The organism is Streptomyces sp. P3 (assembly GCF_003032475.1).
GTDB lineage: Bacteria > Actinomycetota > Actinomycetes > Streptomycetales > Streptomycetaceae > Streptomyces.
The window spans coordinates 4,198,493-4,212,072 of sequence record NZ_CP028369.1 but is presented as its reverse complement, the minus strand read 5'-3'; the positions used below and the strand labels follow the sequence as shown (position 1 = coordinate 4,212,072).

18 protein-coding genes are annotated in these 13,580 nt (G+C 73.0%); 1 reads left to right on the top strand and 17 read right to left on the bottom strand.

The window, feature by feature from the left end:
- Positions 1-41: 41 nt before the first annotated feature.
- The 7 genes from trpM to hisI form a co-directional block, all read right to left on the bottom strand.
- Positions 42-290, bottom strand: a complete 249-nt coding sequence (gene trpM / locus C6376_RS18895; RefSeq protein WP_107444502.1) for a tryptophan biosynthesis modulator TrpM — start codon at positions 288-290, stop codon at positions 42-44.
- Positions 291-311: 21 nt separating this feature from the next.
- Positions 312-1,121 (bottom strand): indole-3-glycerol phosphate synthase TrpC, encoded by an 810-nt coding sequence (gene trpC, locus C6376_RS18890; protein WP_057580152.1) that lies wholly within the window; start codon positions 1,119-1,121, stop codon positions 312-314.
- 146 nt (positions 1,122-1,267) lie between these two features.
- Positions 1,268-1,702: a DUF2752 domain-containing protein gene (locus tag C6376_RS18885; protein ID WP_107444501.1), complete on the bottom strand. Its 435-nt coding sequence runs from the start codon at positions 1,700-1,702 to the stop codon at positions 1,268-1,270.
- Between the two features lie 96 nt (positions 1,703-1,798).
- A complete protein-coding gene (locus C6376_RS18880; protein ID WP_107444500.1) occupies positions 1,799-2,065 on the bottom strand; it encodes an HGxxPAAW family protein in 267 nt (88 codons plus the stop codon).
- A gap of 156 nt (positions 2,066-2,221) precedes the next feature.
- Positions 2,222-2,869 (bottom strand): TIGR02234 family membrane protein, encoded by a 648-nt coding sequence (locus C6376_RS18875; protein WP_107444499.1) that lies wholly within the window; start codon positions 2,867-2,869, stop codon positions 2,222-2,224.
- A gap of 86 nt (positions 2,870-2,955) precedes the next feature.
- A complete protein-coding gene (locus C6376_RS18870) occupies positions 2,956-4,443 on the bottom strand; it encodes an anthranilate synthase component I (RefSeq protein WP_107444498.1) in 1,488 nt (495 codons plus the stop codon).
- Between the two features lie 11 nt (positions 4,444-4,454).
- Positions 4,455-4,856, bottom strand: coding sequence for a phosphoribosyl-AMP cyclohydrolase (hisI, locus tag C6376_RS18865; protein ID WP_107449050.1), 402 nt, complete (start codon positions 4,854-4,856; stop codon positions 4,455-4,457).
- Positions 4,857-4,939: 83 nt separating this feature from the next.
- Here hisI and C6376_RS18860 point away from each other — a divergent pair, with 83 nt between their 5' ends.
- Positions 4,940-5,575: a TIGR03085 family metal-binding protein gene (locus tag C6376_RS18860; protein WP_107444497.1), complete on the top strand. Its 636-nt coding sequence runs from the start codon at positions 4,940-4,942 to the stop codon at positions 5,573-5,575.
- A gap of 48 nt (positions 5,576-5,623) precedes the next feature.
- On the opposite strand, the gene C6376_RS18855 is transcribed toward C6376_RS18860, so the two are convergent.
- The 10 genes from C6376_RS18855 to hisD form a co-directional block, all read right to left on the bottom strand.
- Positions 5,624-6,877: an MFS transporter gene (locus tag C6376_RS18855; protein WP_107444496.1), complete on the bottom strand. Its 1,254-nt coding sequence runs from the start codon at positions 6,875-6,877 to the stop codon at positions 5,624-5,626.
- Positions 6,878-7,013: 136 nt separating this feature from the next.
- The gene (locus tag C6376_RS18850) at positions 7,014-7,622 is read right to left on the bottom strand and encodes a transcriptional regulator (protein ID WP_107444495.1); all 609 of its coding nucleotides are present in this window, start codon (positions 7,620-7,622) and stop codon (positions 7,014-7,016) included.
- 139 nt (positions 7,623-7,761) lie between these two features.
- Positions 7,762-8,517 carry an imidazole glycerol phosphate synthase subunit HisF gene (gene hisF / locus C6376_RS18845; protein WP_107444494.1) on the bottom strand — a complete coding sequence of 252 codons (756 nt, stop codon included), beginning with the start codon at positions 8,515-8,517 and terminating at the stop codon, positions 7,762-7,764.
- Positions 8,514-8,927 carry a RidA family protein gene (locus C6376_RS18840; protein ID WP_107444493.1) on the bottom strand — a complete coding sequence of 138 codons (414 nt, stop codon included), beginning with the start codon at positions 8,925-8,927 and terminating at the stop codon, positions 8,514-8,516. The genes hisF and C6376_RS18840 overlap by 4 nt, the downstream gene beginning before the upstream one ends.
- Complete coding sequence (priA, locus tag C6376_RS18835; RefSeq protein ID WP_107444492.1) at positions 8,924-9,649, bottom strand: bifunctional 1-(5-phosphoribosyl)-5-((5-phosphoribosylamino)methylideneamino)imidazole-4-carboxamide isomerase/phosphoribosylanthranilate isomerase PriA; 726 nt, start codon at positions 9,647-9,649, stop codon at positions 8,924-8,926. The genes C6376_RS18840 and priA overlap by 4 nt, the downstream gene beginning before the upstream one ends.
- A complete protein-coding gene (gene hisH / locus C6376_RS18830) occupies positions 9,646-10,302 on the bottom strand; it encodes an imidazole glycerol phosphate synthase subunit HisH (RefSeq protein ID WP_107444491.1) in 657 nt (218 codons plus the stop codon). The genes priA and hisH overlap by 4 nt, the downstream gene beginning before the upstream one ends.
- Positions 10,293-10,457, bottom strand: a complete 165-nt coding sequence (locus tag C6376_RS44470) for a hypothetical protein (protein ID WP_173985677.1) — start codon at positions 10,455-10,457, stop codon at positions 10,293-10,295. Before C6376_RS44470 ends, hisH begins: the two co-directional genes overlap by 10 nt.
- Positions 10,458-10,461: 4 nt before the next feature.
- Positions 10,462-11,064, bottom strand: a complete 603-nt coding sequence (gene hisB / locus C6376_RS18825) for an imidazoleglycerol-phosphate dehydratase HisB (RefSeq protein ID WP_107444490.1) — start codon at positions 11,062-11,064, stop codon at positions 10,462-10,464.
- Positions 11,061-12,170, bottom strand: coding sequence for a histidinol-phosphate transaminase (locus tag C6376_RS18820; RefSeq protein ID WP_107444489.1), 1,110 nt, complete (start codon positions 12,168-12,170; stop codon positions 11,061-11,063). Before C6376_RS18820 ends, hisB begins: the two co-directional genes overlap by 4 nt.
- Positions 12,167-13,492 (bottom strand): histidinol dehydrogenase, encoded by a 1,326-nt coding sequence (hisD, locus tag C6376_RS18815; protein ID WP_107444488.1) that lies wholly within the window; start codon positions 13,490-13,492, stop codon positions 12,167-12,169. The genes C6376_RS18820 and hisD overlap by 4 nt, the downstream gene beginning before the upstream one ends.
- Between the last annotated feature and the right edge of the window lie 88 nt (positions 13,493-13,580).

Sequence of the window (13,580 nt, the reverse complement as noted above, 5' to 3'; positions counted from 1 at the left end):
TGAGTGTGTGTGGGACACGGTCGCCGTGGGGGCGGGGGTGGTCAGTCGGCTGCGGGACCGTTGTGGCCGGTCGCGCCCGCGCGGCCGTGGCCGCCCGTCCGAAAGAGTCCCGCGCCCCTGACGGGGCGCTGCCATCGCATGCCGTTCACCTGGCCGGGTTCGTCCCCGATGACGTACCGCACGCGTCGGCCGTGCACCCGGCGTGCGGGCGCGCGGCAGCCACGGGGGCGGCAGCCGCGCGCAAGGCGGGCGTACCGGTCCGTGACGGTCGCGGGGTTCGTCGGAGTCATCGGGGCAAGCCTAGCGGGAGGTCAGCCCCGGCCGTGGCGCAGTGCGGGATGCTCGCCCGCCGCCACCAGGTCGGCCACCGCGGTCTTGGGGTCGCGGCCGGTCACCAGGGACTCGCCGACGAGGACCGCGTCGGCGCCGGCGTTGGCGTACGCGATGAGGTCGTGCGGACCACGCACCCCGGACTCGGCGATCTTGACGATGCTCGCCGGGATCTCTGGGGCCACCCGCTCGAAGGTGCCCCGGTCGACCTCGAGGGTCTTCAGGTTGCGCGCGTTGACGCCGATGACCTTGGCGCCCGCGTCGACCGCGCGCTCCACCTCGTCCTCGTCGTGGACCTCGACCAGCGGGGTGAGGCCGATGGACACGGCGCGCTCGATCAGCGACTCCAGGGCCGACTGCTCGAGGGCTGCCACGATGAGCAGCGCGAGGTCGGCGCCGTACGCGCGGGCCTCCCACAGCTGGTACGAGGTGACGATGAAGTCCTTGCGCAGGACGGGGATGTCCACGCGGGCGCGGACCGCCTCGAGGTCGGCGAGCGAGCCGCCGAACCGGCGCTGTTCGGTGAGGACGGAGATGACCGCCGCGCCGCCCGCCTCGTAGTCGGCGGCGAGGCCGGCGGGGTCGGCGATCGCGGCCAGCGCGCCCTTGGACGGGCTGGAGCGCTTGACCTCGCAGATGACCTTGACGCCGTCGCCCCGGAGCGCCGCGACGCCGTCCTTGGCCGCGGGCGCCTTGGCCGCCAGCTCCTTGAGCTCGTCGAGGCTGACGCGCGCCTGCCGCTCCGCGAGGTCGGCACGGACTCCGTCGATGATCTCGTCGAGCACACTCACGCGAGCGGCCCCCTTCCGGCTGAGAGACGGTCGGCGCTTTCCGCGACCGAGGGAGAAACAGATGGTCACTCGATGGTATCCGGAGCGGGGCGATGGCCTCGCATCCGGTTGACGGCGGTCCCACTACCTGGACATCACCCTGTCGATCAAGGGTGTAGCCAGCCGCCGAACGGCAGGTTCCGGACAACCGTGAAGACCAGCAGCAACGCGCCGAGTGTCCACAGCTGCACGGAGGTGGGGTCGAGGCGCACGGGCCGGCCGCGCGCCGCACGGACCACCCAGACGGTCCACACGACGGCGAAGCCCAGATAGGCGACGACGGCCGGGGCGTTGTCGTGCAGGGCGGTCTGCAGATCTCCGTGCACGACGGCGTGCGCACTGCGCAGGCCGCCGCACCCGGGGCAGTACAGGCCCGTGTAGCGCAGCAGGGGGCAGGCCGGGTAGTGACCGGGTTCGTTGGGGTCGACGGCCCCGACGTAGGCGAAGGCCGCGGCGACGGCCGCGAGGATGCCGACGGGCACGACCAGGCGTCCCAGGGCGGTGGTCGTCACGCTGCGGCTGTCGGCGTTCACGGTTCGCATTGTGCCCCGGCGCGGCCGCGGGCGCGCGTGGGGGGCGGCCCGCGCAGGCGTGAGGGGCGGCCGGTCGCCGGCCGCCCCTCAGGAGGTACGGGGCCCTCAGCCCTCGGCGCCGGCCGGCTCGCGGGTGGCCGTGGAGGAGGCCGGGGCCTGGTGCACCGGCTGGACCGCGGCCTTCGGCCGGCCCAGGCCCGCCGCCCGCATGGCGAGACCGACGAATCCGGACAGCGCCACGATCGCCATGCCGGCCCAGAAGCCGAGCGGCTCGGCCATCACCATGAACGCGCCCGCGACGGTGAAGCCGATGATGGCGATGGTGACACCGGTCCAGGCGGCCGGGGTGTGTCCGTGGCTGCTGCCCGCCATGACTTGCTCCTCATTGCTGTCTCTGTGTCCGTCCGAGCCGGACGCTCGTCGTCCATTGTCCCGTACGCGCACGCGTGGCGGACGCGGGGGTGGGATCCGGGTCGCGTCTGATGCGCCACATCGGTGGCTCGGGACGGCGGCCTGTGCCAGGGCCTGTCAGGCGGGGCCGGCGCCGGTCGGGTCCTCGCCCCGGTCCAGGGCCTTCCACATCTCCTCGGGCCGGTCGGGGTCGGCGGGCCTCGCGGCGCGCCGCGGGCGGGGGGTGCCGTCGCGTTCGTAGCGGCCCGACATGGCGGGCCACCGGCGGCCGTAGCGCAGGGCGAGCAGGCCGGCGACAAGGATCAGGGCGCCGCCCGCGGCCGCCGCGTAGGGCCAGGCGGTGTGGGTGAACGAGGCGACGGTGGCCGAGGTGTCACCGGACGCCTTCGCGGCCTGCTCGTCGAGCGCGGAGCCGTCGCTCGCGCCGATCAGGGCGGTGGCCGTGATCCCGGCGCCGGACAGCGCGAGGAGCGCGGAGACGGCGAGGCGGCCGGTCCGGCGGACGGCGAAGACGGCGACGAGAGCGGCCAGGCCCACTATGGCGAGCGCCGCGGGCACGCCCGTCACGTCGCTGCCCCTGGCGGTCAGCGGGAAGGCGCCGCCGGCCACCGTGGCCGTGCCCTCCGACCAGCGCTGTCGGGTGGACAGCAGGGCCACGGCCGCGCCCAGCGCGCCGCACAACAGGGCGAGGGCGAGGCTCCGGCGGCCCGACCGGGCGGAATCGGTCTCGGAACGGGGGTCAGGAGCAGCAGTCACGTACCCCACTATCGCCTGAACCCCGGGCGATACGTCACCCGGGGTTCAGTGAGACGCGTCCTATCGGGCGGCGGGCGCTTGGCTCACCGGCCTTCTCAGGCGCTCCGGCCGCCCAGCCGGTTGGCGGTGTGGACGGCACGCAGGACGGCCGCGGCCTTGTTGCGGCACTCCTGGTCCTCGGCGGCCGGGTCGGAGTCGGCGACGATGCCCGCGCCGGCCTGGACGTAGGCGGCGCCTTCGCGCAGGAGGGCGGTGCGGATGGCGATGGCCGTGTCGGAGTCCCCCGCGAAGTCCAGGTAGCCCACGCAGCCGCCGTACAGGCCGCGTCGGGACGGCTCCAGCTCGTCGATGATCTGCATGGCACGCGGCTTGGGGGCGCCGGAGAGGGTGCCGGCCGGGAAGCACGCGGTGAGGACGTCGAAGGCGGTGCGGCCGGCGGCGACCTGTCCGGTGACGGTGGAGACGATGTGCATCACGTGCGAGTACCGCTCGACGGACATGAAGTCGACGACCTCGACCGAGCCGGGCTCGCAGACCCGCCCCAGGTCGTTGCGGCCGAGGTCGACGAGCATGAGGTGCTCGGCGCGCTCCTTGGGGTCGGCGAGCAGCTCGTCGGCGAGGGCCTGGTCCTCCTGCGGGGTGGCGCCCCGGTGCCGGGTGCCGGCGATGGGGTGGACCATGGCCCGTCCGTCCTCGACCTTGACCAGGGCCTCCGGGGAGGAGCCCACCACGTCGAAGCCGTCGAAGCGGAACAGGTACATGTACGGGGAGGGGTTGGTGGCCCGCAGGACCCGGTAGACGTCCAGCGCGCTCGCGGTGCACGCCGTCTCGAAGCGCTGGGAGGGGACGACCTGGAAGGCCTCGCCCGCGCGGATGCGCTCCTTGACGTCCTCGACGGCCTCCCGGAAGTCGGGGCCGCCCCACAGGGCGGTGTACTCGGGCAGTTCGGAGGGCGGCAGGACGGCCGGGGGCTGGGCGACCGCGCGGGAGAGGTCGGCCTCCATGGCGTCCAGCCGGGCGACCGCGTCGGCGTGGGCCTCGTCGACGCCGGTGTCGAGGTCGTTGTGGTTGATCGCGTTGGCGATCAGCAGGACGGAGCCCTCCCAGTGGTCCATGACGGCGAGGTCGCTGGTGAGCAGCATCGTCAGCTCGGGCAGCTTCAGGTCGTCGCGCTCGCCGGGGCCGATCTTCTCCAGGCGGCGCACGATGTCGTAGCCGAGGTAGCCGACCATGCCGCCGGTGAAGGGCGGCAGGCCCTCCTGGTGGGGGGTGTGCAGGGTCTCCACGGTGGCGCGCAGCGCGGCGAGCGGGTCGCCCTCGGCGGGGACGCCGACGGGCGGGGTGCCGAGCCAGTGGGCCTGGCCGTCGCGTGCGGTGAGCGTGGCGGCGCTGCGGACGCCGACGAAGGAGTACCGGGACCAGGAGCGGCCGTTCTCCGCGGACTCCAGCAGGAAGGTGCCGGGGCGCTCGGCGGCGAGCTTGCGGTAGAGCGCGACCGGGGTGTCGCCGTCGGCGAGGAGCTTGCGGGTGACCGGGATGACCCGACGGTCGGTGGCCAGCTTGCGGAACGTCTCGAGGTCCATGGCGGCTGACCTTACTGATCCGAGCCCGTGACGCCGGAATCGGCGCCCGCGGGGTCCTTCAGGAGGACGTCGGCCTCGAAGCAGGTGCGGGCGCCGGTGTGGCAGGCGGCGCCGGTCTGGTCGACCTGGACGAGCACGGTGTCGGCGTCGCAGTCGAGGGCGACGGACCTGACCTGCTGGACGTGGCCGGAGGTGTCGCCCTTGACCCAGTACTCGCGGCGGCTGCGCGACCAGTAGGTGCAGCGGCCGGTGGTGAGCGTGCGGTGCAGCGCCTCGTCGTCCATCCAGCCGAGCATGAGCACCTCACCGGTGTCGTACTGCTGGGCGATGGCGGGGACGAGCCCGTCGGGGCTGCGCTTGAGACGCGCGGCGATGGCGGGGTCCAGGCTGCTGGGCGTGGGCGTGCTGGTCATGCCCGCCATTGTGCCGCGCGCCACGGACAGTGACCGTGCCATGTCCACTGGGCGGACCGTGCGCGGGGTCGTAGGCTGGCCGCATGTCCACTTTCGCGAAGCGTGAACGGCTGCTGCTGGCCGACCTCTTGGAGACCGCGGGCCCTGAGGCGCCCACGCTCTGCGAGGGCTGGCAGACCCGTGACCTGGCCGCGCACGTGGTGGTGCGCGAGCGTCGTCCGGACGCCGCCGGGGGCATTCTGATCAAGCAGCTGGCGTCGCGCCTGGACCGGGTGATGGAGGAGTTCGCCGCCAAGCCGTACGAGGAGTTGATCCAGCTGATCCGCACGGGTCCGCCGCGGTTCTCCCCGTTCCAGCTCAAGCAGCTCGACGAGGCGTCGAACACCATCGAGTTCTACGTGCACACGGAGGACGTCCGCCGGGCCACGCCCGACTGGTCCTCGCGCGAGCTCGACCCGGTCTTCCAGGACGCGCTGTGGTCGCGTCTGGAGCGCACCGCGCGCCTGATGGGCCGCGGTACCCCGACGGGCCTGGTCCTGCGCCGCCCGGACGGCCGTACGGCGGTCGCCAACCGGGGCACGCCGGTCGTGACGGCGACGGGTGAGCCGTCGGAGCTGCTGCTGTTCCTGTACGGCCGGCAGAGCGCCGCCGTGGTGGAGCTGGACGGCGAGAAGGAAGCGATCGACCGGCTGCACGGCGGCAAGCAGCTCGGCATCTGAGCGGCGCGCGGGCCGGGGGGCCGGCGCCCCGGCCCCCCGGGGATGGGGTCAGCGCGGCAGTTCGGCGCGGCGCAGGACGGGCACGCTCAGGGCCACGACGCCGCCGAGCCCGCAGACCGCGGCGCTGACGACGAAGACGGGGCCGGTGCCCCAGGCTCCGACGGCCGCGGCCGACACCGGCATGCTGAGCGGGGTGAGGCCGACGCTGACCAGGCTGGAGACGGCGGTGACGCGGCCCAGGTAGGCGGGGGCGGCCTGGGTCTGCAGCAGGGCTCCGCACACGGCGCCGCTGAGCCCGGCGAGCAGCCCGATCAGCAGGGCGGTGCCGACGGCGGTGACGAGGGTGGGCGCGAACGCGAGGGCGCCGATGGCCACGGAGCCCGCCAGGATCGACCAGCCGGCCAGCCGTCCGGCGTGCGGGAGCCGTCCTCGCAGGGTCAGCAGCAGGGAGGCGGCGCCCGCGCCGACGCCGAACCCGGAGAGCACCCAGCCCATGCCGGCGGCGCCCCAGCCGCGTTCGTCGGCGAGCAGGGTCAGTCCGACGTTGAGGGGCCCGACGAAGCCCAGGTCACCCAGGGCGATGGCCAGCAGCAGCGGGGCGAGGACGCGGTGGCGGCGCACGTACCGCAGTCCGGCCCGCAGGTCGCTCCAGGCGGTGCCGCCGGCGGCGGCCCTGTCGTCGGCGGGCAGCTCGCGGACGCGCACGGAGCACAGCAGCGGCACCGAGACCGCTATCAGCAGTCCGGCCAGGGAGAACGCGGCGGCCGCGCCGCCGACCGCCACGCCGAGACCGCCGAGCGGTCCGCCGACGACGCTCGCGAACCGGATGGCGAGGCCGCGCATGCCCTGGACGCGCGCGAGCTGCCCGCGGCTGGTCACGCGCGCGGGAAGCGCGCCCACGGCCGGCATGAAGACGGCGTCGACGGCGCCGAAGACCAGGGCGAGCAGGGCGAGCGGCCACAGGCCGGGAGTCGTCGCGTACAGCAGCGCGGCCACCGCGAGGACGGCCGCGCAGCGCACGGCGTCGCTGCCGATGACGACCCGGCGCGGACCCAGCCGGTCGGCGATCACTCCCCCGCCCAGCATCAGCAGGGCCCGCGGCACGGCGCTCGCCGTCATCACCAGCCCGGCCTGTGCGGCGGTGCCGGTCTGCACGGCGGCCCACGACAGGGCGATGTAGTAGACGCTGTCGCCGACCATGGAGGCGGTGTAGGCGGTGAGCCAGCGCAGCACGTTGGGGTCGCGGTGGGCGGGGAGGCCGGGAGCGGTGCGCTGGACGGTCTCGTGCGTGACGGTGGTCACCGGCGGCTTCTCTCCCAGGGGAGCGGACACGGAATCGGGCACGGAATCGGACACGGAATCGGACACGGCATCACGCGTCGGAGCCGGACGCGGCACGGGGCCCGGAGTCGGTCGGGAGGCGGGTCCGGACACCGGATCAGACACGGAACGGGAACGAGTACGTGTGCACCGAGACGTTCTCGCGGCCCCGGGAGGCCTCGGAGCCCTCACCGGCCTCGGCGGCGTCCGCAGCCCTGCCCCGCTCGTCGTACCTGCGCAGGAGCGCGAGCATCTCGGCGTTGAGCTCCGCCAGTTCGTCCGCGGTGAGACGCAGGATGGACTCGGAGGACTCGGCGCTGCGGTTCCACTCGGGGCTCCAGTGGGCCCGCTCGTCGAGCCAGCGCCGGTACATGTCCATGCGGTCCTCGGCGAAGAGCCGGCTGGCCGCGGTGTGCGCGGCCGCCTTCTCCGGGGCGTCGCGGAAGTCCTCGTCCCGGATGCTCACGCCGTCGGAGGAGAGCCGCCACCAGCGCTCGCGGCCGTCCGCGCTCTGCGGCTCGGCCTCCTCGATGAGCCCGTGTTCGGCGAGCTTGCGCAGGTGGTAGCTGACGAGCGAGACGGCCTCGCCGACCTGGTCGGCGAGGTGGGAGGCGGTGGCGACGCGGGCGACGGTCAGCCCGCGGTACAGCTGCATCCGGAGGGGGTGGGCGAGCGCCTTCAGCGTGCCCAGGTCCGTGATCCGGCGATTGCGTTCCCTGCCTGTCATGCGCCTCACCGTAGACAGGAAGGAAAAGTTGCGCAATATATTTTGTGCAACTTTCCTTTCCTTTCTCGGCACGAGCAAGCCCCGGCCGCCTGGCGACCGGGGCTTGCCGCGCGTCAGGAACTCCGCGCGTGAACGGGTGTCACCGCACCGGGTGGCCCGCCTCCCGCAGGGTCTGCTTGACCTCGCCGATCCGCAGGTCGCCGAAGTGGAAGACCGACGCCGCCAGCACCGCGTCCGCGCCCGCCTCGACGGCCGGCGCGAAGTGCGTGAGCCGGCCGGCGCCGCCGGAGGCGATCACCGGGACCGTCACATGCCCCCGCACCGCCGCGATCATCTCCAGGTCGTAGCCGTCCTTCGTGCCGTCCGCGTCCATCGAGTTCAGCAGGATCTCGCCCGCGCCCAGCTCCGCCGCCCGGTGCGCCCACTCGACGGCGTCGATGCCGGTGCCACGGCGGCCGCCGTGGGTCGTCACCTCGAAGGAGCCCGACTCCGTGCGCCGGGCGTCCACCGACAGGACCAGCACCTGCCGACCGAACCGCTCGGCGATCTCCCGGATCAGCTCCGGGCGGGCGATCGCGGCCGTGTTGACGCCCACCTTGTCGGCGCCGGCCCGCAGCAGCTTGTCGACGTCCTCCGGGGTGCGTACCCCGCCGCCCACGGTCAGCGGGATGAACACCTGCTCGGCGGTGCGGCGCACCACGTCGTACGTCGTCTCCCGGTTGCCGGAGGATGCGGTGATGTCCAGGAACGTCAGCTCGTCGGCGCCCTCGGCGTCGTACACCTTGGCCATCTCGACGGGGTCGCCCGCGTCGCGCAGGTTCTGGAAGTTGACGCCCTTGACCACCCGGCCGGCGTCCACGTCCAGGCAGGGGATGACTCGTACGGCCAGCGTCATGGCGCGGACACCTCCTCGTCGCCGCCGGGGCGGAACGCCTCGACCTCGACCTCGACGACCAGGCTCGGGTCCACGAAGCCGGACACGATGATCATGGAGGCGGCGGGCCGGACGGCGTCGAACAGCTCCTTGTGGGCGCGCCCGATGTCGTCGACGTCCCGCGCGTGGGTGAGGTACATGCGCGTGCGCACGACGTCCTCGCGGCCGAGCCCCAGCTTCTCCAGTGCGGCGAAGGCGACGTTGAAGGCGTTGACCGTCTGCTCGTACGGCCCCCCGGCGGCGATCTCGCCGTCCACCACGGAGGTACAGCCGGAGACGAGCACCAGCCCGCCCGGCAGCTGCACCGCGCGGGAGTAGCCGAAGGCCTCCTCCCAGGGTCCGCCGGACCCGATCCGGCGCACCTCGCTCACCGGGCCACCGCTTCCAGGGCCTCTTCCAGGGTGAACGCCTTCGCGTACAGCGCCTTGCCGACGATCGAACCCTCGACGCCGAGCGGGACCAGCTCGGCGATGGCCCGCAGGTCGTCCAGGGACGACACGCCGCCGGAGGCGACGACGGGCCGGTCCGTGACCGCGCAGACGCTCTTCAGCAGCTCCAGGTTCGGGCCCTGCAGGGTGCCGTCCTTGGCGATGTCGGTGACCACGTACCGCGCGCAGCCCTCCTGGTCGAGGCGGGCCAGCGTCTCGTAGAGGTCGCCGCCGTCGCGGGTCCAGCCACGGCCGCGCAGCGTCGTGCCGCGCACGTCCAGGCCGACCGCGATCTTGTCGCCGTGCTCGGAGATGACCTTGGCGACCCACTCGGGCGTCTCCAGGGCGGCCGTGCCCAGGTTCACGCGCGTGCAGCCGGTGGCGAGGGCGGCGGCGAGGGTGTCGTCGTCGCGGATGCCGCCGGAGAGCTCCACCTTGATGTCCATGGCCTTGGCGACCTCGGCGATCAGCGCGCGGTTGTCGCCGGTGCCGAACGCGGCGTCCAGGTCGACCAGGTGCAGCCACTCGGCGCCCGACCGCTGCCAGGCGAGGGCCGCCTCGAGCGGGGAGCCGTAGGAGGTCTCGGTCCCGGACTCGCCGTGCACGAGACGGACGGCCTGGCCGTCGCGGACGTCGACGGCGGGGAGGAGTTCGAGCTTGCTCACAGTGTTCCGATCCAGTTGGTGAGGAGCTGGGCTCCGGCGTCGCCGGACTTCTCGGGGTGGAACTGCGTGGCCCACAGGGCGCCGTTCTCCACGGCGGCCACGAACCGCTCGCCGTGCGTCGCCCAGGTCACCCTGGGGGCGCGCATCGCCGGGTTGAGCACTTCCAGGGACCAGTCGTGCACGGCGTAGGAGTGCACGAAGTAGAAGCGGGCGTCCGCGTCGAGGCCGGCGAAGAGCTGGGAGTCGGCCGGGGCGTCCACGGTGTTCCAGCCCATGTGCGGCACCACGTCGGCCTGCAGCGGCTCGACCGCGCCGGGCCACTCGTCGAGGCCCTCGGTCTCCACGCCGTGCTCGATGCCCCGCTCGAACAGGATCTGCATGCCGACGCAGATGCCCATGACCGGCCGTCCGCCGGACAGCCGGCGGCCGATGATCCAGTCGCCGCGGGCCTCCTTCAGGCCGCGCATGCAGGCGGCGAAGGCGCCGACGCCCGGCACCAGCAGTCCGTCGGCGTTCATCGCGGTGTCGAAGTCACGGGTGATCTCGACGTCCGCCCCGGTGCGCGCGAGGGCGCGCTCGGCGGAGCGGACGTTGCCGAAGCCGTAGTCGAAGACCACGACCTTCTTCGCGCTCTTCGCGGAGCTCAATTCCACACCTCCAGCCGCATCACACCGGCGACGAGGCACATCGCGGCCCCTATGGAGAGCAGCACGATCAGGCTCCTGGGCATCTGCTGCTTGACGAAGGAGTAGATGCCGCCGGCCAGGAAGAGGCCGACGACGATCAGGACGGTCGACAGTCCGGTCATGGCTTTACAGCGCGCCCTTCGTGGAGGGGAGAATGCCGGCCGCGCGCGGGTCGCGCTCGGACGCGTAGCGCAGGGCCCGGGCGAGCGCCTTGAACTGGCACTCCACGATGTGGTGCGCGTTGCGCCCGTAGGGCACGTGCACGTGCAGCGCGATCTGCGCCTGGGCGACGAAGGACTCCAGGATGTGCCGGGTCATCGTCGTGTCGTACTCGCCGATCATCGGCGCCATGTTCTCGGGCTCGGTGTGCACGAGGTAGGGGCGGCCGGACAGGTCGACGGTGACCTGGGCGAGGGACTCGTCCAGCGGGACCGTGCAGTTGCCGAAGCGGTAGATCCCCACCTTGTCGCCGAGGGCCTGCCTGAAGGCGGCGCCCAGCGCGAGGGCGGTGTCCTCGATGGTGTGGTGCGAGTCGATGTGCAGGTCGCCGTCGGTCTTCACGGTGAGATCGAACAGACCGTGGCGTCCGAGCTGGTCGAGCATGTGGTCGTAGAAGCCGACGCCGGTCGACACGTCGACCTTGCCGGAACCGTCGAGGTTGATCTCGACGAGGACCGAGGTCTCCTTCGTGGTGCGCTCGATTCTTCCGACGCGGCCTTCGTGAGTCATGCCTTCGTCTCCTTCTTCAGTTCACGGACCGCGTCGAGGAACGCGTCGTTCTCTTCGGGGGTTCCGGCGGTGACCCGCAGCCAGCCGGGCACCCCGTTGTCCCGGACCAGGACGCCCCGGTCGAGGATCTGCCGCCACACCGCGTGGGCGTCGTCGAACCGCCCGAACTGCACGAAGTTGGCGTCGGACGGCGTGACCTCGTAGCCGGCCGCGAGCAGTTCGCCCACCAGTCGGTCCCGCTCCGACTTCAGCTGCTCGACGTACTTCAGCAGGGTGTCGGTGTGTTCCAGGGCGGCCAGCGCGGTCGCCTGGGTGACGGCCGACAGGTGGTAGGGCAGCCGGACCAGTTGGACGGCGTCCACCACCGCCGGGTGCGCGGCGAGGTACCCGAGGCGCAGGCCCGCCGCGCCGAAGGCCTTCGACATCGTGCGGGACACGACGAGGTGCGGCCGGCCCTCGAGCAGCGGCAGCAGCGAGTCGCCGTGGCTGAACTCGACGTACGCCTCGTCGACCACGACGATCGACGGCTTCGCGGCCTGGGCGGCCTCGTACAGCGCGAGGACCGTCTCGGCCGGGACCGCGGTGCCGGTGGGGTTGTTGGGGGTGGTGACGAAGACGACGTCGGGGCGGTGCTCGGCGATGGCCTTCTCGGCGGCCGCGAGGTCGACGGTGAAGTCGGCGTTGCGCGGCCCGGAGATCCATCCGGTCCCGGTGCCGCGGGCGATGAGCCCGTGCATCGAGTACGACGGCTCGAAGCCGATCGCCGTGCGGCCGGGTCCGCCGAAGGTCTGCAGCAGCTGCTGGAGGACCTCGTTGGAGCCGTTGGCGGCCCACACGTTGGCCGGGGCGACCTCGTGCCCCGTCGTGTCGGTGAGGTACTTCGCCAGCCGCGTCCGCAGCTCCACGGCGTCGCGGTCCGGGTACCGGTTGAGGTCGCGGGCCGCCGCACGCACCCGCTCGGCGATCCGCTCGACCAGCGGCTCGGGCAGCGGGTAGGGGTTCTCGTTCGTGTTCAGCCGTACGGGGACGTCCAGCTGGGGCGCGCCGTAGGGGGACTTGCCGCGCAGCTCGTCCCGTACGGGAAGATCGTCGATTCCGAAGCTCACTTGGTCGTCGGCACCTTCCATGCGAACCGCGCCTTGATCGCCGCCCCGTGGGCGGGCAGGTCCTCCGCCTCCGCCAGCGTCACCACGTGGTGCGCGACCTCGGCGAGCGCGTCGCGCGTGTAGTCGACGATGTGGATGCCGCGGAGGAAGGACTGCACGGACAGCCCGGAGGAGTGGCAGGCGCAGCCACCCGTCGGGAGCACGTGGTTGGAGCCGGCCGCGTAGTCGCCCAGCGAGACCGGCGCCCAGGGTCCGACGAAGATCGCGCCCGCGTTCCTCACCCGGTCGGCCACGGCGGCGGCGTCCGCCGTCTGGATCTCCAGGTGCTCCGCGCCGTAGGCGTCGACGACCCGCAGGCCCTCGTCGACGCCGTCGACCAGCACGATCGCCGACTGCCGGCCGGCGAGCGCCGGAACGATCCGGTCCTCGACGTGCTTGGTGGCCGCGACCTGCGGCTCCAGTTCCTTCGCCACGGCGTCCGCCAGCTCGACGGAGTCCGTGACCAGGACGGCGGCGGCCAGCGGATCGTGTTCGGCCTGGCTGATCAGGTCGGCGGCGACGTGCACGGGGTCGGCCGTGGCGTCGGCGAGGACGGCGATCTCGGTCGGTCCCGCCTCGGCGTCGATGCCGATCTTGCCGGCGAAGTAGCGCTTGGCGGCGGCGACCCAGATGTTGCCGGGGCCGGTGACCATGTTCGCGGGCGCGCAGGACTCGGTGCCGTGCGCGAACATCGCGACGGCGGTCGCGCCGCCGGCCGCGTAGACCTCGTCGACGCCGAGCAGGGCGCACGCGGCGAGGATCGTCGGGTGGGGCAGGCCCCCGAACTCGGCCTGTGCGGGCGAGGCCAGGGCGATGGACTCGACGCCCGCCTCCTGCGCGGGCACCACGTTCATCACCACGGAGGACGGGTAGACCGAGCGGCCGCCGGGCGCGTACAGACCGACCCGGTCGACGGGAACCCATTTCTCGGTGACGGCGCCGCCGGGCACCACCTGGGTCGTGCGGGTCGTACGGCGCTGCTCGCGGTGGACGAGACGGGCGCGGCGGATGGACTCCTCCAGGGCCGCACGCACGGCCGGGTCGAGCCCGTCCAGGGCGTCGGCGATGGCCCGGGCCGGGACGCGTACGGATTCCAGCCGCACCCCGTCGAACTTCTCGGCGAAGTCGATCAGCGCCGCGTCGCCCCGATGATGCACGGCCTCGCAGATCGGACGCACCTTCTCGAGGGCGGCCGAGACGTCGAAGTCGGCTCGGGGCAGCAGGTCGCGCAGGGCGGGTCCCTCGGGAAGGGCGTCGCCGCGCAGATCGATTCGGGAGATCACGTGGCCAATTCTCTCAGACCGGGATCGGGCGTCGTCCGCGCGTATCAATGGCTGATACAGACCGTGGCCGGAACTCGGAAGATCGCCT

What these genes read in the sequence shown, in the direction of transcription:
- trpM (WP_107444502.1), bottom strand. Translation starts at nt 290, where the DNA reads ATGACTCCGACGAACCCCGCGACCGTCACGGACCGGTACGCCCGCCTT.
- C6376_RS18885 (WP_107444501.1), bottom strand. Translation starts at nt 1,702, where the DNA reads ATGCGAACCGTGAACGCCGACAGCCGCAGCGTGACGACCACCGCCCTG.
- C6376_RS18880 (WP_107444500.1), bottom strand. Translation starts at nt 2,065, where the DNA reads ATGGCGGGCAGCAGCCACGGACACACCCCGGCCGCCTGGACCGGTGTC.
- C6376_RS18870 (WP_107444498.1), bottom strand. Translation starts at nt 4,443, where the DNA reads ATGGACCTCGAGACGTTCCGCAAGCTGGCCACCGACCGTCGGGTCATC.
- hisI (WP_107449050.1), bottom strand. Translation starts at nt 4,856, where the DNA reads ATGACCAGCACGCCCACGCCCAGCAGCCTGGACCCCGCCATCGCCGCG.
- C6376_RS18860 (WP_107444497.1), top strand. Translation starts at nt 4,940, where the DNA reads ATGTCCACTTTCGCGAAGCGTGAACGGCTGCTGCTGGCCGACCTCTTG.
- C6376_RS18850 (WP_107444495.1), bottom strand. Translation starts at nt 7,622, where the DNA reads ATGACAGGCAGGGAACGCAATCGCCGGATCACGGACCTGGGCACGCTG.
- hisF (WP_107444494.1), bottom strand. Translation starts at nt 8,517, where the DNA reads ATGACGCTGGCCGTACGAGTCATCCCCTGCCTGGACGTGGACGCCGGC.
- C6376_RS44470 (WP_173985677.1), bottom strand. Translation starts at nt 10,457, where the DNA reads ATGACCGGACTGTCGACCGTCCTGATCGTCGTCGGCCTCTTCCTGGCC.
- hisB (WP_107444490.1), bottom strand. Translation starts at nt 11,064, where the DNA reads ATGACTCACGAAGGCCGCGTCGGAAGAATCGAGCGCACCACGAAGGAG.